The sequence below is a fragment of the Algibacter aquimarinus genome (assembly GCF_039543265.1).
In the GTDB taxonomy this organism is placed as follows: domain Bacteria; phylum Bacteroidota; class Bacteroidia; order Flavobacteriales; family Flavobacteriaceae; genus Algibacter_B; species Algibacter_B aquimarinus.
On the sequence record NZ_BAABJK010000004.1, the window covers coordinates 530,159 to 552,009 of the forward strand.

At 30.9% G+C, this 21,851-nt stretch carries 19 protein-coding genes; 7 read left to right on the forward strand and 12 right to left on the reverse strand.

Annotated elements, in window-relative coordinates; all coding sequences use genetic code 11:
• The first annotated feature begins 178 nt into the window (after positions 1-178).
• From accD to ABD939_RS05300, 3 genes are all read left to right on the forward strand, one after another.
• Positions 179-1,036, forward strand: coding sequence for an acetyl-CoA carboxylase, carboxyltransferase subunit beta (accD, locus tag ABD939_RS05290; RefSeq protein ID WP_345165362.1), 858 nt, complete (start codon positions 179-181; stop codon positions 1,034-1,036).
• A 130-nt stretch (positions 1,037-1,166) separates the two neighbouring features.
• Positions 1,167-1,436, forward strand: coding sequence for a 30S ribosomal protein S15 (gene rpsO, locus ABD939_RS05295; RefSeq protein ID WP_345167335.1), 270 nt, complete (start codon positions 1,167-1,169; stop codon positions 1,434-1,436).
• 201 nt (positions 1,437-1,637) lie between these two features.
• Positions 1,638-3,896 carry a polyribonucleotide nucleotidyltransferase gene (locus ABD939_RS05300; RefSeq protein WP_345165363.1) on the forward strand — a complete coding sequence of 753 codons (2,259 nt, stop codon included), beginning with the start codon at positions 1,638-1,640 and terminating at the stop codon, positions 3,894-3,896.
• Positions 3,897-4,071: 175 nt separating this feature from the next.
• On the opposite strand, the gene ABD939_RS05305 is transcribed toward ABD939_RS05300, so the two are convergent.
• The 8 genes from ABD939_RS05305 to ABD939_RS05340 form a co-directional block, all read right to left on the reverse strand.
• A complete protein-coding gene (locus ABD939_RS05305) occupies positions 4,072-4,560 on the reverse strand; it encodes a hypothetical protein (protein ID WP_345165364.1) in 489 nt (162 codons plus the stop codon).
• Positions 4,561-4,599: 39 nt separating this feature from the next.
• Positions 4,600-5,580 (reverse strand): NAD-dependent epimerase/dehydratase family protein, encoded by a 981-nt coding sequence (locus ABD939_RS05310; protein WP_345165366.1) that lies wholly within the window; start codon positions 5,578-5,580, stop codon positions 4,600-4,602.
• A 29-nt stretch (positions 5,581-5,609) separates the two neighbouring features.
• Entirely contained in the window at positions 5,610-6,380 is a 771-nt protein-coding gene (locus ABD939_RS05315; protein ID WP_345165367.1) for an SDR family NAD(P)-dependent oxidoreductase, read from the reverse strand.
• A 2-nt stretch (positions 6,381-6,382) separates the two neighbouring features.
• A complete protein-coding gene (locus tag ABD939_RS05320; RefSeq protein ID WP_345165368.1) occupies positions 6,383-7,363 on the reverse strand; it encodes an NAD-dependent epimerase/dehydratase family protein in 981 nt (326 codons plus the stop codon).
• Positions 7,360-8,037 (reverse strand): CPBP family intramembrane glutamic endopeptidase, encoded by a 678-nt coding sequence (locus ABD939_RS05325; RefSeq protein ID WP_345165369.1) that lies wholly within the window; start codon positions 8,035-8,037, stop codon positions 7,360-7,362. Before ABD939_RS05325 ends, ABD939_RS05320 begins: the two co-directional genes overlap by 4 nt.
• Complete coding sequence (locus tag ABD939_RS05330; protein WP_345165370.1) at positions 8,034-8,726, reverse strand: DUF6134 family protein; 693 nt, start codon at positions 8,724-8,726, stop codon at positions 8,034-8,036. The genes ABD939_RS05325 and ABD939_RS05330 overlap by 4 nt, the downstream gene beginning before the upstream one ends.
• Positions 8,727-8,859: 133 nt before the next feature.
• Positions 8,860-9,996, reverse strand: a complete 1,137-nt coding sequence (locus ABD939_RS05335) for a helix-turn-helix domain-containing protein (protein ID WP_345165371.1) — start codon at positions 9,994-9,996, stop codon at positions 8,860-8,862.
• Positions 9,997-10,386: 390 nt separating this feature from the next.
• Complete coding sequence (locus ABD939_RS05340) at positions 10,387-10,665, reverse strand: hypothetical protein (protein ID WP_345165373.1); 279 nt, start codon at positions 10,663-10,665, stop codon at positions 10,387-10,389.
• Between the two features lie 141 nt (positions 10,666-10,806).
• On the opposite strand from ABD939_RS05340, the gene ABD939_RS05345 reads away from it, so the two are divergent.
• The 3 genes from ABD939_RS05345 (at position 10,807) to rpe (ending at position 13,668) form a co-directional block, all read left to right on the forward strand.
• On the forward strand, positions 10,807-11,805 hold the full coding sequence (locus tag ABD939_RS05345; RefSeq protein ID WP_345165375.1) for a hypothetical protein: 999 nt from the start codon (positions 10,807-10,809) through the stop codon (positions 11,803-11,805).
• 198 nt (positions 11,806-12,003) lie between these two features.
• Entirely contained in the window at positions 12,004-12,867 is an 864-nt protein-coding gene (locus ABD939_RS05350) for a sigma-70 family RNA polymerase sigma factor (protein ID WP_019387909.1), read from the forward strand.
• A gap of 138 nt (positions 12,868-13,005) precedes the next feature.
• Positions 13,006-13,668 (forward strand): ribulose-phosphate 3-epimerase, encoded by a 663-nt coding sequence (rpe, locus tag ABD939_RS05355; RefSeq protein ID WP_345165378.1) that lies wholly within the window; start codon positions 13,006-13,008, stop codon positions 13,666-13,668.
• Here rpe and ABD939_RS05360 read toward each other — a convergent pair.
• The 3 genes from ABD939_RS05360 to ABD939_RS05370 all read right to left on the reverse strand — a co-directional run bounded on the left by ABD939_RS05360 (position 13,665) and on the right by ABD939_RS05370 (position 15,506).
• The gene (locus tag ABD939_RS05360) at positions 13,665-14,081 is read right to left on the reverse strand and encodes a CBS domain-containing protein (RefSeq protein WP_345165381.1); all 417 of its coding nucleotides are present in this window, start codon (positions 14,079-14,081) and stop codon (positions 13,665-13,667) included. The two genes, rpe and ABD939_RS05360, sit on opposite strands and share 4 nt — an antisense overlap.
• Positions 14,082-14,150: 69 nt before the next feature.
• Positions 14,151-14,573, reverse strand: coding sequence for a CBS domain-containing protein (locus tag ABD939_RS05365; protein WP_345165383.1), 423 nt, complete (start codon positions 14,571-14,573; stop codon positions 14,151-14,153).
• A gap of 81 nt (positions 14,574-14,654) precedes the next feature.
• A complete protein-coding gene (locus tag ABD939_RS05370) occupies positions 14,655-15,506 on the reverse strand; it encodes a zinc-dependent peptidase (RefSeq protein ID WP_345165385.1) in 852 nt (283 codons plus the stop codon).
• Between the two features lie 1,093 nt (positions 15,507-16,599).
• Here ABD939_RS05370 and ABD939_RS05375 point away from each other — a divergent pair.
• The gene (locus ABD939_RS05375) at positions 16,600-16,968 is read left to right on the forward strand and encodes a hypothetical protein (protein ID WP_345165387.1); all 369 of its coding nucleotides are present in this window, start codon (positions 16,600-16,602) and stop codon (positions 16,966-16,968) included.
• Positions 16,969-17,293: 325 nt separating this feature from the next.
• On the opposite strand, the gene ABD939_RS05380 is transcribed toward ABD939_RS05375, so the two are convergent.
• Positions 17,294-21,409 carry a T9SS type B sorting domain-containing protein gene (locus tag ABD939_RS05380; RefSeq protein WP_345165389.1) on the reverse strand — a complete coding sequence of 1,372 codons (4,116 nt, stop codon included), beginning with the start codon at positions 21,407-21,409 and terminating at the stop codon, positions 17,294-17,296.
• Between the last annotated feature and the right edge of the window lie 442 nt (positions 21,410-21,851).

Here is a 21,851-nt window from a genome sequence, read left to right on the forward strand (position 1 = left end):
TTTAAAAACAACAAAATTGATATCATATTGCCTCTAGTTTAAAAAAAGAGTTAATTTTGCTTTTAGGCTTTTGTTATGCTTTTTTTGTTTTTAAGCTAAAAAAGCTTTTCAAATACGCAAATTCTTAACGCTAACAACTATTTTCATTTAAAATTGTTCGCAAAAATCTTAAATTAGTATGTCTTGGTTTAAAAGAAAAACAAAAGGTATAACTACCACCACTGAAGAGAAAAAAGACACCCCAAGAGGTCTTTGGTACAAGTCACCAACCGGAAAAATTGTTGATGCTGAAGAACTAGAAAAGAACTTTTATGTAAGTCCAGAAGACGGTTATCATGTTCGAATAGGAAGTAATGAATACTTCGAAATACTTTTTGATGACAATCAATTTGAAGAATTAGATGCCAATTTAGAATCTAAAGACCCTTTAAAATTTGAGGACACAAAAAAATATCCAGAACGTTTAAAAGCTGCTCAAAATAAAACGAAGCTAAAAGATGCCGTACGTTGTGCTGTTGGAAAATCTAAAGGCAACGACCTCGTTATAGCTTGTATGGATTTTGCTTTTATTGGTGGATCTATGGGAAGTGTTGTTGGTGAAAAAATAGCAAGAGCTGCAGATTATTCATTAAAAAACAATATTCCTTTCATGATTATTTCAAAATCTGGAGGTGCTCGTATGATGGAAGCAGCGTTATCATTAATGCAATTGGCTAAAACCTCTGTTAAATTAGCACAATTAGCTGATGAGGGCATACCTTATATTTCATTATGTACAGATCCAACAACTGGAGGGACTACTGCTTCATTTGCCATGTTAGGAGATATAAATATCGCCGAACCGGGTGCTTTGATTGGTTTTGCTGGCCCTAGAATAGTTAGAGATACTACTGGAAAAGAATTACCAGAAGGTTTTCAAACTTCAGAATTCCTTTTAGAACATGGGTTTTTAGATTTTATAACTCACAGAAAAGAATTAAAGAACAAAGTAAATCAATACATTGATTTGATTTTAAATCAACCTTTGAGAGCTTAAACTTCAAAAGAATAATTCTGATCTGTATTTATTTATTTAAGACAATCTTTCAAATCATTAAAAATTACTATATTTGCCGCTCGAAAGAAAGGCTTTCGTATACATAAAAATCATTTACAATAATATTAGCATGTATTTAACAAAAGAAGCAAAAGAAAAACTTTTTGCAAAACACGGTAAAGACGCAAAGAACACAGGTTCTGCTGAAGGACAAATCGCCTTATTTACTGAAAGAATTAATCACTTAACTGAACACTTAAAAAACAATCGTAAAGATTATAATACAGAGCGTTCTCTAGTGAAATTAGTAGGAAAGCGTCGTGCTTTACTAGATTACTTAACTAAGAAAGATATCTTAAGATATCGTGCTATAGTAAAAGAATTAGGATTAAGAAAATAATAAAAAGAGGCTTTCCGGCCTCTTTTTTGTTTTAATATAACTCTTGCGTAAGAGTTTAAACTACGTATTAGAAGAAGCTAGTTATAGTTTTTCATTGGTCAAGACATTTATTGTCGTACACAACAACTACACACAACAACACAACGACCATTGTTTAACATGATTCGAGCATCACTTTGCTTGAATTACAAGAAAAAATTTATGATTCCACAAGTTTTTAAAGAGGTTATTGACCTCGGTGACGGTAGAGAGATTTCTATTGAAACTGGAAAATTAGCAAAACAGGCGCATGGTTCTGTTGTTGTTCAATCAGGAAAATGTATGCTTTTGTGTACAGTTGTTTCCAACTACAAACAAGCAGATGTAGACTTTTTACCATTAACGGTAGATTATAGAGAAAAATTTGCTGCAGCTGGCAGATACCCAGGTGGTTTCTTTAAAAGAGAAGCTAGACCAAGTGATGGAGAAGTATTAACGATGCGTCTAGTAGACCGAGTTTTACGTCCGTTATTTCCAAAAGATTATCATTCTGAAACTCAGGTAATGATTCAGTTAATGTCTCATGATGATGATGTTATGCCAGATGCTATGGCAGGTTTAGCTGCTTCTGCTGCTATTCAATTATCTGATTTTCCATTTGAGTGCCCTATCTCTGAAGCAAGAGTTGGTCGTGTAAATGGTGAGTTTGTAATAAACCCAACTAGAGCGCAATTAGAAGAGTCTGATATCGATATGATGATTGGTGCTTCTGCTGATTCTGTTATGATGGTTGAAGGTGAAATGGATGAGATTTCTGAAGAAGAAATGACTGAAGCAATTAAGTTTGCACACGAAGCTATTAAAGTACAGTGTGCTGCTCAAGTAAAATTAGCTGAAGCTTTCGGTAAAAAAGAAGTACGTGAGTATGAGCCAGAAAGAGAAGATGCTGATTTAGCTAAAAAGATTCATGATATGGCATACGATAAAGTGTATGCTGTAGCACAGGCAGGTTCTGCAAAACATGAACGTAGTGCTGCTTTTGGTGAAATTAAAGAAGAAATTAAAGCGTCTTTCTCTGAAGAAGAGCAAGAAGATTTTGGTGGATTAATTTCAAAATACTACTCTAAAGCTGAGAAAGCGGCTGTTAGAGATTTAACTTTAAATGAAGGTTTACGTTTAGATGGACGTAAAACTGATGAAATTAGACCAATTTGGTGTGAGGTTGATTATTTACCATCAACACATGGTTCTTCAATCTTTACACGTGGGGAAACTCAAGCTTTAGCTACGGTTACTTTAGGTACAAGTAGAGAAGCCAACCAAATAGATATGCCATCTTACGAAGGTGAAGAACGTTTCTATTTACACTATAACTTCCCTCCTTTTTCAACAGGTGAAGCTAGACCTATTCGTGGAACATCTCGTCGTGAGGTAGGACACGGTAATTTAGCACAACGTGCCTTAAAAGGCATGGTTCCAGAAGATTGCCCATATACAGTACGTGTAGTTTCTGAAATTTTAGAATCTAACGGTTCGTCATCTATGGCAACAGTTTGTGCTGGTACTATGGCAATGATGGATGCTGGAGTTCAATTAAAGAAACCCGTTTCTGGTATTGCAATGGGACTAATTACAGATACTGAATCGGGTAAGTATGCTGTATTATCTGATATTCTAGGTGATGAAGATCACTTAGGAGACATGGATTTTAAAGTAACTGGTACTGCTGATGGTATTACCGCTTGCCAAATGGATATTAAGGTAAAAGGATTATCATACGAGATTCTTGTTAATGCTTTAAAACAAGCCCGTGATGGTCGTTTGCATATCTTAGGTAAAATTACTGAAACTATTGAAACACCTAATAGCGAGGTTAAAGATCATGCACCAACAATGGTATCAAGACGTATTCCTAACGAATTTATTGGCGCCTTAATTGGTCCTGGTGGAAAAGTAATTCAGGAGATGCAAAAAGAAACAGAAACTACAATTGTTATTAACGAAGACCCTGTTACTGAAGAAGGTATCGTTGAAATTTTAGGAGTTGGTAGCAAAGGTATTGATGCTGTTATGGCAAAAATAGATTCTTTATTATTTAAACCCGAAGTTGGTAGCGTTTACGAAGTTAAAGTGATTAAAATGCTTGATTTTGGTGCTGTTGTAGAATATGTTGATGCTCCAGGAAATGAGGTATTATTGCACGTTAGTGAATTAGCTTGGGAACGTACAGAAAATGTATCTGATGTTGTAAACATGGGTGATGTATTTGATGTGAAGTACTTTGGTATTGATTCTAGAACGCGTAAAGAGAAAGTATCTCGTAAAGCTATTTTACCAAAACCAGAAGGTTATGTAGCAAGACCACCAAGAGAAAATAATGATCGTGGTGGACGCGGACGTGATAACAGAGGTAGAGATAATCGCGGACGAGACAATCGTCGTGATGATAGAAAACCTAGAGGAGATAAGAAAGAAGATTAAACTCTTTTTTTACTTACAAAAAGCCTATCAATTATAATAATTGATAGGCTTTTTCTTTTACTGGTTATGTCTTTTTTAATAATTAAGGTATGAGACAAATTAACATTCCAAATAAATTATATTAAGGTTTTTATACTCATACTCCACTTTTCAATTTTACATTAAAATCGAAAAACTATTGTCTTAAAATATTAAATTCTCCTTCTTTAACTGAGTGTTGCCCTGTACCCTCTAATTCCCCAGTAAACTCAAACACCCCAACAACTCTTTCTTCATCTAGCTCTGTAATTGTTACATACCCATCAACAGCTGGAAAGGTAATTGCTGGTCCATCACCATTTTGGTCAAAAATATCAAAAGGATCTCCAAACGTCACAGAAGCATGTGATTCGTTATTGCTAAGATCATAAGTTCCAGTAACTGGAGGAAACAAAATTAAAAGACTTATTTCTATATCACCGTTATAAGTATATATCGAGATTTGATTATTAAACTCGTTATAAGCAGCTCCTGAAACTACGGGAAAAACCCTTAAAACTCCATCAATTTCAGCTTGCAAATCTCCAAAATTATTTTCTATTGAATTAGAAGCTTCGTCATCACTACAATTGGTGAAACCAAAAATAGCCATAACTATAACAATAAATAAAACTCGTGTTTTCATAATTATATCTTTTAAAATTGACTAAATATTATCTTTTACCTAGCTATTAACTTTAAATTGTTCAAACCAAAAAATAGAATCTTTAATTCCATTTTCAATGGGTTTAAAAACAATATCTAATTCTGTAACAGCTTTATTATTTGAATAGAAATTATTTATTGATATGGTTTTCATATTTTCTAATGAAAAATTAGTTTTAACCCCTAAACCCTTCAAAACACTGCCCATATACCCTATTAAAAGTAATATTTTTTTTGGTAGCTTAATAATTAAGAATTTATTTCTTGTTAATTTTCTTAGTAATTTAAAGAAGTCTAAAAAACTAATATTTTGATTTGCTAACAAATAAGATTCTCCATTTCTCCCCTTCTTGATAGCACTAATTATTCCTTTAGAAACATCAGTTGCACAAACAAAATTCTTACCTCCTGGCGGGCAAAAAACAATTTTGTTTTTTAATCCCATAAGTACAATTTTGCCTGAACTAGGTTTTGTATCAAAGGCTCCAATAATAAAGCTAGGGTTTACAATTGTAACTTCAATCTCATTTAGTTTTGTTAAAAGAAAATCATGAGCTTCTTTTTTACTTTTTATATAAAAAGATTTATTAAAAGGGTATTCTAGTATGCTGGTTTCATTTCCCAAAACACCTAAATCTGTTTGAGCAAATTCGCTAGCTGTACTAACATATATAATTTTTTTAACTCTATTTTTTATTGCTGCGTTAACAATATTCTTAACACACTCCACATTAACTTCATAATAGTCTTCATACTTTAAAAGGTTTTGGTCTGTTATAGCTGCAGCATGAATTACACAATCGCAATTAGTAGTAACTTTATCTAAATCTTCTAAACTTCTTATATCGCCTTCGATAAGCTTTAAGTTTGGATTTTCACCTCCAATAAATTTATCTTTATTTCTTAAAAAGCCTTTTACCACATAGTCTTCTTTCAATAAACTTACAATCGTATTTATTCCCAACAAACTACTTGCTCCTGTAACTACAATATTTTTCATTATTTTATTTATTTGTGCTAATCAACAAATTAAACTGCATTATTAGTAAGTCTGTTTTTTATCCCAGCAGGTAAAATAGAATCTAAAAACATAAATATTTTATTGATTTTCCCAGGAATAATAACTTCTTTACCTTTATTAAAATTATTTAAAGTTATTTTGGCTGCTTGCTCGGGATCTAGAATTGATTGTTTTGAAATACCTTTTAACCTCCTGTTTTGCAAACATAATTTTGTTGTTGTATTCATCCCGCCAGGACAAACAATGGATACTGATATACCATGTTGTTTTAATTCTTTTCTTAAGCTTTTAGAAAACGATAATAAATAAGCCTTTGTGCCACCATAAACTTGTTTTTTGGGTAAATGAAAAAAACTAGCCATACTGCTTACATTAAGGATTCCCGAAGGTGAATTTTCCTTAAAATCGTTCATAAATAATTTAGTTAGCAGTGTTGGCGTTACCACGTTCACGTTTATTTGAGATAGAAAATAATCCTTATTCATATCTTCAAATAATCCGTTACTAAGCATACCTGCATTATTAATTAAGTACTTAATTGATGCTCCTTTACTTTTTATCTCATTGTACAGTTTTATACAATTGGCCTCTGTACTTAAATCCATTTCGAAAAACATGACTTGGATGTTATAATGAGATATTAAAAAATCACTTAACTCTTCTAACCCTGAATTAGGGAGTGCTACTAAGACTAAATTCATAGATTTTTTAGCACACTCCAGAGTTAAAGATCTTCCAAAGCCTTGGCTTGCACCAGTTATTAATGTATACGCTTCCATGTTTAAGATTTTAAGTGTTTAATTGTTACTTCTAAACCTAGATTTAAAGGTGTAATTTGATATCCTAAATCTTTTTCGGCTTTTTGAGATGTTGCCAATCTATTTACAAATAGTGAGTCTAAAATCTTTGCAGTAATTCCAGATGGTAATCCTATTAACTTTTTAGTGCTATTGATGAATGAAAGACCTAATCTTAAAAAACTATAATTAATTTTCACAATCTTTATTTTGCTTTTGGTAATTCTTTTTATGGTTTTAAAAAGAGTTTCATAGGTAACGTTTTCTCCACCTACAATGTATTTCCCTATGCTATTTTCATTTTTCATAGCTAACACATGAGCATTTACAACATCTTCAATAAAAACATAATTAGTATTTATATGTAATTTAGATGGCACCATTAAAAAATCGTTTTTTGCTATTTTAGAAATAAGCGTATTTACACCACTTGAAAACGTTTTTAAACCTGGACCATAAACTCTTGAAACATTTAAAACTGTGCAGGGTAAACCCTTCTTTATATACTCGAACACCAATTCTTCTGAAATACTTTTAGTTAACTCATAGTCATTAGAATAGGACACCAACCTAGGTTGAGATTCAGCAATTGAAGTACTTTCAAATGATGGTCCATAAACAGCAAGAGTACTTGTGTATATTACTTTTTTAATATTATGAAATAGAGAAGCTTTCAAAATATTTTCTGTACCCAAAACATTTGTATTGTAAAAATTGTCTAGTTTTTTACATTTTAAATTGGTGTAAGCAGCCGTATGAAACACATAATCGCAGTCTTTAATTGCGGTTTCCACAGAATAATAATCACATATATTACCCTTAATGGTTTTAATATTATGATGATTTGGTACTTTTTCTGAATTTAAATCTCTTACAAGCGCAATAACTTTATAGTTTTCGTTTGCTAATTTTATTGCAAGTTGATGACCAACATAACCTGTTGCTCCTGTTAAAAATACTTTCATGACGTTATTTTGTTTTTTAAGGTTAAATAATAAAACACTGAAATTTCATAAACAGCCGATAAAGCCATATGAATTAAAAATGCATACCAAACACTGTTTGTGAAATAAGTGAAAAGACATAAAATGATTCCGAATGGGATGGCTCCCAAAATTTCTTTTTTAGAATCAAAAATGTGAATAAGTACATATAAAATAGTACTGTAAAATATAGCTAATGGTAAACTAGAAAAATCAAGAAACATAAATAATAAAACACCTCTGAAGAAGAACTCATAACACAATAAAAATGTAAATCTTATTATAAAATATGCCCAGGCATATGAAAAACTATAATGATTTATTTGAATACTATGAATACTTTTTTCCTTTTGAACGCCGAAATAAGAGACAAAAGCTGTTAGAAAAAATACTAACAAGAATAAAATTAAAAGATATAATCTTGGAACCTGAATAGTACATACAAGATACTTTAACTCTGGAATAGAGATGTAAGATAGAATTCCAAAAAGCACTATACCTAAGAGGTGTTTTAAATTTATAAGTCTTAAACCATTTGCCGATATTAGTGCTGTTTGCAAATTAGTGACTCCTAATTTTTTATAAACTAAACTCACTATAAAATATGTAGCAAAACTAACTCCAATAAACATCCATATAATTAATGATGTATTCATAATATTGTTGGAATTAAAGTGACACTAAACAGAGTACTTACAGCTTCAATTTTAATACATTTCCCGTCCTTATAATGGAAAACGTTATACTTCCCATTAGAGAAATCTACTTTGTATTTACTATTACCTAAAGACTTTATAAGAACTGTTTTCATAAGGTTATCACAAAAAATAGATGTTACTCCAATAGGCTCTTTAAAGTATAAGGTAATAAGGTTTTGCTTGACTAAATCAAGCTCTAAGTTTTGCAAGGTTTTGCTAGAATGGAGTTGATATTTACCATCTTTTAATACAATTTCGTGGTTAGTTTTTGGCTTTTTATTAAGTGTTCTAAAAACCGAAGAATAAACTAATTTTCCATTTCTGTATATAGATTTTTCTTTACCAGTTATATTAAATTTAAATAGAAATTTGGCTTTAATCTCACTCTCTAAAGTATATACTACAGAGTCCGCTAAAGCACTTTTATCTATTTTGATAACTCCAATAACTTTGTTATTTTTTAATATATTGTAGGTAAGTGCTTTTCGTTCTTCAATATTTGTGAAAGCAAAAAAAGATGTTATTGCGACTAAAAATAAAATTGATTTTAATTTAGCCGACAGTCTTTTTATTGCATTACTATTTTTTGAAGAATTAGATTTTCTTTTAAATTGTTTAATTAAGTATAAAATGAGTGCTGGTATCATGACTAATAGTTTTAGATTATTTTATCTAATCGTAAAATTATTAGTAGAAAAAGGTTCAGTTATCCTAGATACTCGCGATTGCTTAAAATAGGATATCCAACGATAATCTCGGACTAAAAAGGGTTGAAATAAATTAAAATTGATCTCTAAAACTGCTTGGTGTTTCTGAAGTAAACTTTTTAAAAGCAGAATAAAAGGTAGATTTTGAATTGAAGCCACACTCTAAGCCAATAGCTACAATTGTATAAGCACTAAAATCGTCATTTGATAAGAATTTTTTAGCCTGCTCTACACGCAATGCGTTTACAAAATCTGAAAAATTATAATCACTGTAAGTATTAATTAATTTGGAAAAATGACTCTTACTAATTCCCAATTCATTAGTAATAGTTTCCATACTAAGTAATGGATTTAAGTAAAGCTTATTTTCTATAATGTGATTCCTAATTTCATCAAATTCTTTTTGATGTTTTTTATTAAGAATATTTTCATTTTGGTTTATAGATTTACTTTCAGAATTAGAAGATATTAATACTTTATTGTCATCAATCGTGCTTCTTAATAAAATACGATCTTGAACAACATTATACTTATAAAATCCATGATAACAAATCCAATAAAGCAAAATAGAAGTACCTAATCGCAATGGAATATAAGCCATTTCATTTCCCGTAAAACTTTCTACTATTACTGCAAATAACCAAAAAAGTATAATTATAATTCCAAACCTAATAAACCATTTAATCCAATTTAAATCATCAAAATCTAGAATATATTCAATTAAACTGTGTTTAATAAAAATAATTATGCACGTATTAACAAACAAAAAAACACAATAACAAAGGTTACATACTTCTTCAATCTTAGTATATCTTTCTATTAAAGTATCATCTAGATTAGGCACTTCATAATAAACATAAGAAATGAGGCATAGTCTTATTATAATCTCTATAATAAAAATGAATAGAGTTAACTTAATAAAATCGTTTACTCTATCTTCTATTTTTAGAAAATGGGTTACGAAGGCATAAAACATTGGAAAAATTAAAACATACCAAGGTATTTCTAACTGCTGAATTAAGAATAAATCTGAAATGAAGCCATTATCTATTAGCCACCTTTGTAAATTGTTTAAGGAAATAAATAAAACAACTAAATTTAAAAAGATAATTGCTTTTCCAAACTTCTTTTTTACAAAAATGGTTACCAAATTAAAACCAAAGCCTTGAAGAACACCGGCTATTAATAAAAAGTTGATAATTTTTACCATTATTATTAGGGTTGGTTATCTAATAAAATGCTACAAATTGATAAAGGGAAAATGCTTGCTATTGAAAACGAATTTATGAAAAAAGTCTGAACTACCGGTTACTAATTTAAACAATTAGCTTATTATTAGATAATTACAAAATTTAATTATCGTGTATTAAGAATATAAAAAGATAGTATACTAAGAAGTATTAAATATTAAGAACTACACACTAATAATTTATATAATGCTTTATTCTTTTTATGTTTTTAAATACTGATCTCTTATGACTTTTTTTAATCACTACATAATAAATGTATTTATCAAGTAAATTAAACGAGAGTAAATTAGATGTTTCAAGATTGGATTTCATAATGCTTTGCTTTATTAGTTTGACTTGTTTTCAATATCTCATAGAAGTATTATTGTTTTTATAGAATTTATATTTAATAAAATTTTCTTCATTTTGCCTTTAAATTCTACTAGTCCAAAAAACCTTCCTGAATCGATGCCAATATTTTCAAGTTTTAAAACTTCATTATTGTATGTAATTAATTCCACCTTTTTCAATCTAGCTATGGCCTCTTTTAACTTGCTAGATTTCAATTTATAATCTTGTATTTTAGAAATACTAGGAAGAGACCAAAAAAGGATTATTTCAAACTTATTTTTTTCTTTAGAAGGTTTCATTATTTAATAATAACTAATTGATTACGATACAAACTTAACTTGTAATAATTGATATTGATTAGACGAAAATGTTGAGATTTCAATTTATTTTTATTAATTTTCACAAAATCCCCACCTTTCCTACGCATAATTTTTCAAAAAATGCAAACGATATTTATTAAATACTTAAAGGAAAAAGCGAAGGATAACACATCTTTTATTGATGAAATAGCTGATGTTTTAGATATTGGCTATGATGCTGCATATAGGCGGATTAATTTAAAAACCAACCTCACTTTAGAAGAGACAGTAAAACTAGCTAAGCATTTTAAAATATCACTTAATAAATTATTTGAAGTAGGTAGTGAAAGCACTATAGTTACTGAGCTTTCTCCTAGACCTGATGATGAAAAAGGATTAGAAGATTGGTTAAATTCTTCATATCAAAACTTGTACCCTTTAACAAAAATAAAAAATGCATCTATAATATATGCTGCTAAGGACATACCCGTATTCCATACACTTAAAGACACTATTCTTTCACGTTATAAAATGTATGTATGGTTAAAAGATAACAACGTAGAAATGACGAAAAACAAAACAACTTTTGAAGATTTTATTAAGACAGTACCAGAGTCATTACTACAAAGTGCTTTTAAAACAGCTGAGTTATATGAAAATATAAATATTTCAGAAATTTGGACTAATACAACCATAAATGGAACTTTGCAGCAAGTAATCTATTATTTTGAATCAGGCTTTGTCACCAAAGAATCTGCATTAAAAATTTGCGATGATATTGAAGGTGTAATAAAACATATTGAAGAACAAGCTATAATAGAAAGTCATGCTGATTCTAAAAACAAAGCTTTTTATAAACTCTATCTCAATGAAATACACTCTATGAGTAATACCATAATGGTGGTTACTCCGTTTCAAAAAGTGTTTTTTACACCATTTACAGTATTATCATATTTCAAAATAGAACATCAAGCTACTTGCGATTTGATGTACGAATATTATCAAAAATTTATGAATAATTCTAAATTACTAGCTAATACGGGAGAAAAAGACAGAACCCTATTTTTTAATAGAATGCATCATAAAATCAATAAGCTTCGAGATAAAATAAACGCAAACAACCCTTTTAGTTTTGAATAAATAAACATTAAGATATGTTGTAAGACATTAACCTTACCAACAAATTGTTAATCAAAATTTAAATGTGACTTTACTATGGTAATAGTGTCTTAATTATACAAACAAAAAATAATTAATTTTTTTGTAACATTTATTGTTAATTGAACGTATAACTATTGAACAACCTATTTATTCATAATTAAATTCAGGAAACATTAGATGAGACAACTTAAAATTACGAAGCAGGTAACTAATAGAGAAACCGCTTCGTTAGATAAATATCTACAGGAAATTGGTAAGGTTGATTTAATTACAGCCGATGAAGAAGTTGAATTAGCACAACGCATTAAAGCTGGCGATCAAATAGCTTTAGAAAAATTGACAAAAGCTAATTTACGTTTCGTTGTATCTGTTGCTAAACAATACCAAAACCAAGGACTTACGTTACCAGATTTAATTAACGAAGGAAACTTAGGCTTAATTAAAGCTGCTCAACGTTTTGATGAAACACGGGGTTTTAAATTTATATCGTATGCCGTTTGGTGGATTCGTCAATCCATTCTACAAGCATTAGCTGAACAATCACGTATTGTGCGTTTACCGCTAAATAAAATTGGTTCTATTAATAAAATCAATAAAACGTTTGCTTTTTTAGAGCAAAGTCATGAGCGTCCGCCTTCTGCTGAGGAAATTGCAAAAGAATTGGATATGACAATTAACGACGTAAAAGAGTCAATGAAAAACTCTGGACGTCACGTAAGTATGGATGCCCCTTTAGTTGAGGGTGAAGATTCTAACTTATACGATGTATTAAATTCTGGTGAGTCGCCAAATCCTGATAAAGAATTATTACACGAATCTTTACGTACTGAGATTGAACGTGCATTAGAAACATTAACACCTCGTGAAGCAGATGTTATTCGTTTGTATTTTGGTTTAGGAAACCAACATCCAATGACTTTAGAAGAAATTGGTGAAACTTTCGATTTAACTCGTGAGCGTGTTAGACAAATAAAAGAAAAAGCTATTCGTAGATTAAAACATACGTCTAGAAGTAAAATATTAAAAACTTATTTAGGATAGTAAATTTTTTACGACTAAATTACCACAACAAACAGTTACACATAACTGTTCGTTTTTTGATTGATGAAAGAACCCGCGGCTGATTACCGCGGGTTTATTTTTTTACATACTTTTGTAAAAACATTTTAACTGTTAATAATGAGTTCTAAATTAATTGCGCCATCAATGCTTGCTTCAGATTTTGGCAACCTTCAACGAGATACAGAAATGGTTAATAATAGTGATGCTGATTGGTTTCACATTGACGTTATGGACGGACATTTTGTGCCGAATATCTCTTATGGCATGCCAGTAATTCAAGCCATTAAAAAACACGCAACCAAACCTTTGGATGTACATTTAATGATTGAAAAACCAGAACGCTACATTGAAGAATTTGCAAAAGTTGGAGCAGATATTATTACGGTTCATTATGAATCTACAGTGCATTTACATAGAACTCTAAGACAAATAAAAGATGCTGGATGTAAGGCAGGTGTTGTGCTTAACTTAACCACACCAGTATCTGTTTTAGAAGATATTCTACCTGAGTGCTTTATGGTGTTATTGATGTCTATAAACCCTGGATTTGGTGGTCAAAAGTTTGAAGACATGACTTATAATCGGGTAAAAAAGCTCAGAAAAATGATAACCAGTCAAGGCTTAGATACTCATATAGAGATTGATGGCGGTGTTACAAATAAAAATATAAAACAATTAGTTGATGCTGGTGCAGATGTTTTTGTAGCTGGAAGCCATGTGTTTAAAAGTAGTAACCAACTTGAAACCATTAAAGAATTAAAGACTATCGCTAATTCTTAAAATTGATCAACAAAATAGTTTAGTAAATCTGTTGTAGTAATTATGCCTTTTAAAATACCATTATCAACTACTGGCAATGCATGAAAATCACTTTCTGCTAGTCTTCTAGTGGCCTCTTTTATAGTTGTTTCACTAGATATAGTTACTACATTTTTCACCATAACTTGTTCGATAGTAAACATATTATAAACTACTGCGTCTACATCACTTTCATCTTCAGTTACATCTGCGTAGCTAATTTTGAGTAAATCCGAATAACTTAACATTCCAATAACCGCTTTACCACTTACTACTGGAATATGTTTTATTTTATGTTTATTAAATAATGTTTCTGCGTATTGCAAATCATCTGATTTTTTTAATCCAATTATATTTTTTGTCATTATAGCTGACACTGGTGTTCGCTGTTTCATAATGCATAATTTAAAGATAGAAAACCTTAATTATTTGGCAATGAACTAGTGTTTTCTAAATAATTAAAATTAGAATTGTTTTAGTAAGTAATTAATGAGATCGGTTGTAGTAACTATGCCTACTAACCTATTATCAACAACCACCGGTAATGCATGAAATTCTTTTGTTGCCAGAATTTCAGCTATTTCCTTTATAGAATTCGATGGCGATACCGTTACTATACTTTTATTCATTACTTGCTTAATTGTAAACATGTTATAAACTAAAGTGCCAGCATCATCCTCAATAACAGAATCTGTATAATCAGCAAAACTTAATCTGAGTAAATCTGTATAACTAAGCATACCAACAATGGTATCACCAGAAACTACAGGAATATGCCTAATGCGATGTCTTTTAAAAAGTTGTTCTGCTTTTTCTAGAGAATCTTTCTTTTTTAATGTGATGACATTCTCTGTCATTATCATCGAAATTGGTGCTTTTCGTATCATGATATTCGGTTTTTAGTTTAGTGTTCTCTAAAATTATTAAACTAAACTCAAAAAAATCATGATAAAAGTCATACGAAGCGATTAATACCCAGCTATATTAAAATTAAGCATTTGTTTTACTTTAGCATAAACCTCCGGGAATTTAGATTTAAAGACTGTTGGAGTCTCAATAAAATTTTCAATTATAACTGCTAAAAACTCAAATTGATTAGTATATGCATAATTTCTAAAATATTCCGAATCTATAATTGTTTCCCTTAAACTCTCATTAGAGTGCAGTAGTGTGGTTAATTCTTTAAAAGAATCACTAAAAATTGTTGAACTAACATCACGTTCTTTCATACTGTTTAAATGTATTGCATGTGTTAGTTCATGAATACCTAAATTAAGATTATCGTTATGAATGGCATAACCTGCTTTAAAATCTTCCCAAGAAATCACCATAGCTTTAAGCTTGGGATTAAACTCACCTTTATGATAAGCCTCATTCATATTTGAATAAAATTTTTTAGGATAAATAACTATTTTTGAGATGAGACTAATGTAAAAATCTCTAAAACCGAATGTTAACATAATTGCAGTAGCAGATATTAACACCTTCATTTCGTCTGTTATTACCAAGCCATCTCTTCCAATAAAATCTTTGTCCTGCATAAAAGACGAAACTCGATGTTCAAAATAAATCTTCTCCTTTTTATTCAGCTTTTTAAAGAAAGAAAATTGAGAATGTAATATGTGTTTTTGTGTTTTATTTAATTTTCGTAAACGCAAATAAAAATGATTGTACATGGGTTTCCTGTACCTTAATACATAACCCATTTCAACTAACCGAAAAGCATAGTAGAATATAAGAAAGCCTAATGCAGTAAATAAGACACCTAAAATTATTTGGCTAGCTAGAACAGGTTTTTCTAAAAGAAAAAATATTGACATCTTTAAATAACGCTTCTTTTAAGTTTTAATTATTTTAAACCAAATTTAAAAAAAGCAATAAACCATTACAATAAAAGAGGGTTTAACTAAATATATTGTTAGACATTATTAAAAATTTATCGTTATTAATTCAAAAATATAGTAGGTATAACCGTATTTACGTGCATATCCGTTCGTTAGCAACAATAAGAAAAAATCGTTTTACATATAATAACACTCAAGATTTTAATGAGTTACCATAACAACTAACACAAAACTGAAAGTAATACTATTGAATCCACTCAAATGAAAAAGATTGACTACAAATTCGCATAGTATTATATAACTAAAACGGCTAATCACTGAGCATAAGCTATTGCAATTGGCGACACAATAACAATCGACCGTATAATGGCAGATGTCTTTATTTAATTAAGTTCCAGAAGGAAACCTTACGACAAAAGACTTTGATTAGGCAATCAGCTGAAGCATCAAATATAAAAAAGTTGAAGTATACAATGTACCAATAAGGCTTTTTGAGAATACTGCTGTAACTCAAGGAAACAAAACTCTGGATAAACTATCTGATTCTAAGAGTACTAAAAGCATTTGGACTGACACCAAGGTTTATAAAAACGAAGAATATCAAATTGTAACGGCTCTAGACTTAAAATATCAAAAAAAACTTTTGCCAAAAATGGTTATAATTCGTTGTTAGAAATTAACTTCTATTAAAATTGTATTTTTCAACGGCTGATTTAGTGTTTGAAAATGTTTTAATTTTCTGCACGTAACCAAATCATAGCGGAGAACGTTGTGACTAATTTAAACATATTCTTATTATAAACTTTTATAAAAACATCATATGAACCTAATTTTATTGTTTCTTTAATAGTTAATAGTTTGTTATTTCTTTTTATGATTTTTATAGAATTATTTCAACTTGAACCTTGGACAGATTCTAGATTTGTGACTATGGCAGTAGGTTATATTTGAATAAGTCTAAGCCATGGCACACGAAACCAAGCATATCTGCGTTTATTATGGATTAGGCTTAATTATTACATAGCAGGCATCGCCATTTATTGTGAAGAAACGAACTAAAATTGATAAAATGAAAACTATTCTTTTAAAATTACCTGAATATTACTTCATTGTTTTGGCAATTTTAGGTGGATATTCACCACCATTAAACATAAACCCAATTTTTATCGGAATAGCGGCGATATTAATTCTTCAAATAATTTTTAAAAATAAAATTTCAGGACTAATATTCGGAATTCTTTTCTTTCTAATCAATCTTTATTTTCTTGGAGCAATATTTTCAGAATTTAGTGAATTCATCGAATTTAATTATAAAGCAAAACAGTTAATTTTTGTTGGTTTAGGAATTTGGATTATGAATTTGTTTTTTGTGTCTATTATGATTTATAAATATTTAAATAGATTCTCTGGAGGAAACTTGGAATTCAAGAGGGAATGAACTTTTATATTTCTTAAACGAAATTAGATAACAGAATCTGAAAAAAAGAATTTATCATTATTACTCTTGAAAACAACAAAATAGAAACAGCTTACATAGCTAATTACGGGTGAATTCCTAATTAGGATTCATTGCAATTTACTATCTTTCGGTTAAAGCGGAAAATCATAGCTGATTTTCAATAACGAACCATACAAAATAGGTATTAAACGTGTCTCTGAAAAACGAAACAATATTAATATAATTCTTTGTAAATACGCATCAGTATTAACAATGATATCATCAGTAATTTTTGATTTTAAATAGTGAGATGTTTCTAAAACAATCACCTAATTAAACTAAAGTGCCCCTTGTAAACCCTGGTGCTTTCAGTATCATCAACTAAACTTACCACATACCAATAATCATCTGCAGCCACTAGTTGCCCATTAAAGGTCCCGTTCCAACCTTCAGTAGAAGGGCTTAATTGTTTTATAAGCTTTCCATACCTATCATAAATATAAACCGTTGTGTTTTGTTGATATCTATTACTTAAACCCTTAATATTCCATGTATCATTAGCGCCATCTCCATTTGGAGTAAAAAACTTTGGGATCCCCATAACAAACACTTGAAGACTAACCGTACCACAACCATTTTTATCACGAACATATAATATATGTTCTCCTGCAGTAACATTACTAAATACTGTATTATCTTGATAGAGCCCAAACTCGTTATCCAAAGCAAATTCGTAATCTCCTACACCTATATTGACCATGCTTATAGTGATACTATTATTGTTTGACAAATCAACTACGTTTACATCTTCAATAGTAATATTAGAAATTCCTGAAGTTCTTAATTCAATAAAAACTTGTTCAGATTGACAATTTTCTTCTGAGGTTGCCACAGCACTATAAATCCCTTCTGAAGTAACATCAACGGTATTTGAATTTCCTATTATATTTCCGTTTGGGTCACTCCATTCATAACTTAAGTTATTAAGACTAGCATTTGAAGCTGAAAGAGTTACAGGAGCTCCATTTAAACAAAAAATATTGCTTTGCTCTATTTCAAATTCTGGCCTTGGATGAACCGTTAAAACTAAATGGGGGCCTATACCAAAGCAGTTACCATTATCATTGCTTTCTACCCTAACATACAAAGTTTCCGAAAAAGGAGTTTGGTTTTGATAGTTTGATGTATTAGTAATTTCATTCTCTTCTAATTGGGCATCTGTTTCAGTGTAATAATAATGAACACTAAGATTTTGACCAGTAGGAAATTGATTTATAAAGTTTGCCGAAACAGTTGTTAAATCAAACTCTGTTATTCCATCAATAGTGGTGTCTGCATCACATAATTCTAATTCAGAAATATACCCTGATGGAAATGATGTTGTTGAGGTTTCCAAATTAATAGTCACTAAGTCATAACATTCAGTATCAATAAACTCAACCCTCGCGTATATGGTATTTGCTATTTGATTATTAAAAAATGATGCCTCGATAGTATCTCGTCTTAATTCAGCATCTGCTAGTCTAAGATAAAAAGTAATATTAAGTTCATCTAAATCCTCATCAGTAATAATTGGTGTAATTTCATTTAAATTAAAATCAGTAAATCCATCAAGATTTCCGTCTTCGTCGCAGTTTTTGAATGTTATCAATGGTTCTACATTTGGAACTTGATTTACTATTATTGGAAACTCAAAGCGCTCTCCTTCCAAACAACCATTATCAGAAACTAAGGCGAAGTAACTTCTAGTAGTCTGAATTACTGGTGTTGCGAAAGTGTTTCCAACAAATACTGGGGTAGTGTCATTTAAGTTTTCAAACCATAATATTTCACCTGATGACGGTATTGCTTCTAAACTAACACTTTGTGAACCACAAATTGTTGTGGTATCGACTGGGCTTAAAATACTCGGAAAACTAATTTTAGTACTCGCAGAAATATTTACCGCTGGATCTCCTGGCATGCCCCCATATTCAACAATATAACCCTGAGGATAAAAATCGCTATTAGGATCTGGGTCACCCGCCAAAGGTAAATCGTTCCAAGAACCAGGATTACCAATATTAGGTGATGTGACATGAGCATAATTCTCTTCACCACTAACGCTACTACAACAATCATTGGGTTCATTTGTGTTCCAGTTTGCAAAGTTTGGCGTAGTACCATTTATACCTCCATTCCAAAAAACGATACCTGCTTCAGGGCCTGTTACCCATTGCCATACACCTTCCGTTGCTACATCATTTGCTCCAATCCAGCCTGTACCAGCAGCTTGTTCTCCAGTTATTTGCGCTTCTTCTGCGGAAGTAATTGTAGCTAGATACCCTTGTAAACCAAAATATGTTCTAGAGGCAGCGGCAGCTCTTGCTTCAGACCAAGTGATACCTATTTCTGGTATGTACTCGTAAAAATGACCTGTAGCGGGTAAAAAATTCGCATCGCCTATGGTGAAAGAGAAAATCTTATCCGCTTGTTCAGTGTTTACAGTTGCACTGTAAACCACATCTCTAACGGCTGCAATTACATCGACGTATAACATACTAGCGCTAGTAGTAGCACTAAAAAAAGAAAGTTTGCCTTGAACGGAATCCCAACTACTTGTAATATTAGGGTGGTTTCCTGTTAACATTAGAACATCTTCATCCAAAGTATAACCTTCGGAAATTTGAATAAAAAATGCTTCAATTCCTGTATCATCAGGGTCTGTAATATCAAAATCTGTGGCTATTCGTATCGGGTTTCCAAAACAATAACTCTGGTCTCCGCTTGCAGTAATTTCTGGAGGCACATTAGTTTGAGTACAGTTTTGCGTACTTAGGTCTATTATTTTGGTTTCAATACAGCCATCTGAAAAATAGGTGATACCATTATAAATACCTGTATTTTGAGAGGACACGTTATTGATAAACGGATTTTGATCGGTACTGGTAAACCCATTGGGCCCAGACCAACTATAACTTTGCCCTTCCACTGTACTTAACTGTACCATTTCGCCCTCACAAACCAAAAGCTCATTAAATGTAGGAGCGGTATTAACGGGGGTATCTATAGCTCCAATATCTATGTTAACTATCCAATAATCCAAATCTCCTATATTATCTTCGGTTTTCTCACCAGATATATTGGCAACACTATCACCTGCAAGAACATAGCTGCCATCATCCAATTGTAACATTGCATTAATAGAATCCGAACCATAACCACCAATTGTTTTATCAAACTCAAAATTACCATTTTTATCTATTTTTACAATCCAAAAATCTGACACACAGCACCTTACAAAATCATTTTCTACTCTCGTACTTTCTGTTTTATACCCAGAAATATTAGAACTTGAAATACCGCCCAATAGAAAGCCTCCGTCTTCGGTTTCAATAATATCACTAAACCAATCAAAATTATCACCACCAATAGTTTTATCCCATAAAATGTTGCCCTCTTTGTCAATTTTAACTATCCAAGCATCTGAGGAGTTGCAGATAGCATTTTCCGTTTTATCGCCCGATATGTAAGAGTCAGAAGCTCCAGTTATCAAAAAATTACCATCTGATGTTGCAATAATATCTATAGGATCATCACTTACCTCACCGCCAATATTACGTTGCCATATGATATTGCCTAGGTTATCTATTTTAATCACCCAAAAATCTTCTTGTCCCTCGTTTTCTGACGTTTTATCATTAGAAATACCCGAATTGGAACTTGCTATTATGACGAAGCCATTATCGCTGGTTTTAACTGCAGAAATCCCACTATCATAATTATTACCAACAATAGATCTTTGCCATTGTTCATTTCCTGAGGCGTCAATTTTTATTATTAGAATATCGGTACCACTAGCACCTTCTGAAACAACCGAACCCACCATTAAATACCCTCCATCATGTGTCTCTATCATATCTGCTACTATATCACTTTGGGCACTACCATGGGTTTTGTCCCACACTACATCACCAAATGCATCTAATTTTACTAACCATATATCTGCCGCATATCTAGGAGCTATTTCTCCCAAAGGATTAGCTGTTCGTTCTCCCGACACAAAGTTGGATGTAACAATACTAGTTCCTACTAATAAATATCCACCATCTGTAGTATGTTTAATAGCACTAAATGTATCAGCATAAGCCCCCCCAACAGTTTTTTGCCATATGATAGCACCAGTATTTTTATTGATTTTCATGACCCAGTAATCTTGGTATGCACGTGGCTCGTCAAGGAATAAGGGTGGATCTGCTATAAATCTATTTTCCTCTGTTTTATCTCCTGAGATACCGGAAGTTGATGTACCTCCTATAATAAAGTGCCCATCAAATGTTTTTTCTATTGCTCGTAATCTGTCAGATGACTCCCCACCAATAGTGTTTTGCCAGTTTATAGTTTGGGCATTTACACCTATGGCAACTAAGAATATACTTATTATATGTAAGTTCTTGTTCATATTTTTTTTGAGATATTAAAGATAATGAAAAACTTTAGCTTAAGTAAATAAGGATAAGCATGTTAACTTTTGTTATTCTCTTTAATCCATTTGCTCAAATATTGGCTGATTTAAACATAATAGTGTATTGGTGTTGAGCCAGTATCATTCTTTTATCAGTGTTTTTTAAACACTGATGTTTTTAGATAATTGATTGAAAGAACTCATGCTAAAACTCTTTGTTTTTGTATTCTTTAAGAATTTCAGAATACATTATTTTGTGATATTTCTGGTGATTTTATTGTGTTGAACTCTATTGTGTTATCCGAAGTATAAGCACCAAACATATAATTCTAGATTATGCTACTTTTCTTAATACTATTTAAGCGATTTATCTTGTGAATAAATTGATATTATAATTTAGTAAGTACAGAAAATTCCTCATGGGCATAAAATATTTGGG

Coding starts and splice junctions, on each gene's coding strand:
- ABD939_RS05345 (WP_345165375.1), top strand. CDS start 10,807: ATGCAAACGATATTTATTAAATACTTAAAGGAAAAAGCGAAGGATAAC.
- ABD939_RS05325 (WP_345165369.1), bottom strand. CDS start 8,037: ATGAATACATCATTAATTATATGGATGTTTATTGGAGTTAGTTTTGCT.
- ABD939_RS05335 (WP_345165371.1), bottom strand. CDS start 9,996: ATGGTAAAAATTATCAACTTTTTATTAATAGCCGGTGTTCTTCAAGGC.
- ABD939_RS05370 (WP_345165385.1), bottom strand. CDS start 15,506: ATGTCAATATTTTTTCTTTTAGAAAAACCTGTTCTAGCTAGCCAAATA.
- ABD939_RS05380 (WP_345165389.1), bottom strand. CDS start 21,409: ATGAACAAGAACTTACATATAATAAGTATATTCTTAGTTGCCATAGGT.
- ABD939_RS05350 (WP_019387909.1), top strand. CDS start 12,004: ATGAGACAACTTAAAATTACGAAGCAGGTAACTAATAGAGAAACCGCT.
- ABD939_RS05365 (WP_345165383.1), bottom strand. CDS start 14,573: ATGATACGAAAAGCACCAATTTCGATGATAATGACAGAGAATGTCATC.
- rpe (WP_345165378.1), top strand. CDS start 13,006: ATGAGTTCTAAATTAATTGCGCCATCAATGCTTGCTTCAGATTTTGGC.
- ABD939_RS05310 (WP_345165366.1), bottom strand. CDS start 5,580: ATGAAAAATATTGTAGTTACAGGAGCAAGTAGTTTGTTGGGAATAAAT.
- accD (WP_345165362.1), top strand. CDS start 179: ATGTCTTGGTTTAAAAGAAAAACAAAAGGTATAACTACCACCACTGAA.
- ABD939_RS05375 (WP_345165387.1), top strand. CDS start 16,600: ATGAAAACTATTCTTTTAAAATTACCTGAATATTACTTCATTGTTTTG.
- ABD939_RS05340 (WP_345165373.1), bottom strand. CDS start 10,665: ATGAAACCTTCTAAAGAAAAAAATAAGTTTGAAATAATCCTTTTTTGG.
- ABD939_RS05330 (WP_345165370.1), bottom strand. CDS start 8,726: ATGATACCAGCACTCATTTTATACTTAATTAAACAATTTAAAAGAAAA.
- ABD939_RS05360 (WP_345165381.1), bottom strand. CDS start 14,081: ATGAAACAGCGAACACCAGTGTCAGCTATAATGACAAAAAATATAATT.
- ABD939_RS05320 (WP_345165368.1), bottom strand. CDS start 7,363: ATGAAAGTATTTTTAACAGGAGCAACAGGTTATGTTGGTCATCAACTT.
- ABD939_RS05305 (WP_345165364.1), bottom strand. CDS start 4,560: ATGAAAACACGAGTTTTATTTATTGTTATAGTTATGGCTATTTTTGGT.
- ABD939_RS05300 (WP_345165363.1), top strand. CDS start 1,638: ATGATTCCACAAGTTTTTAAAGAGGTTATTGACCTCGGTGACGGTAGA.
- ABD939_RS05315 (WP_345165367.1), bottom strand. CDS start 6,380: ATGGAAGCGTATACATTAATAACTGGTGCAAGCCAAGGCTTTGGAAGA.
- rpsO (WP_345167335.1), top strand. CDS start 1,167: ATGTATTTAACAAAAGAAGCAAAAGAAAAACTTTTTGCAAAACACGGT.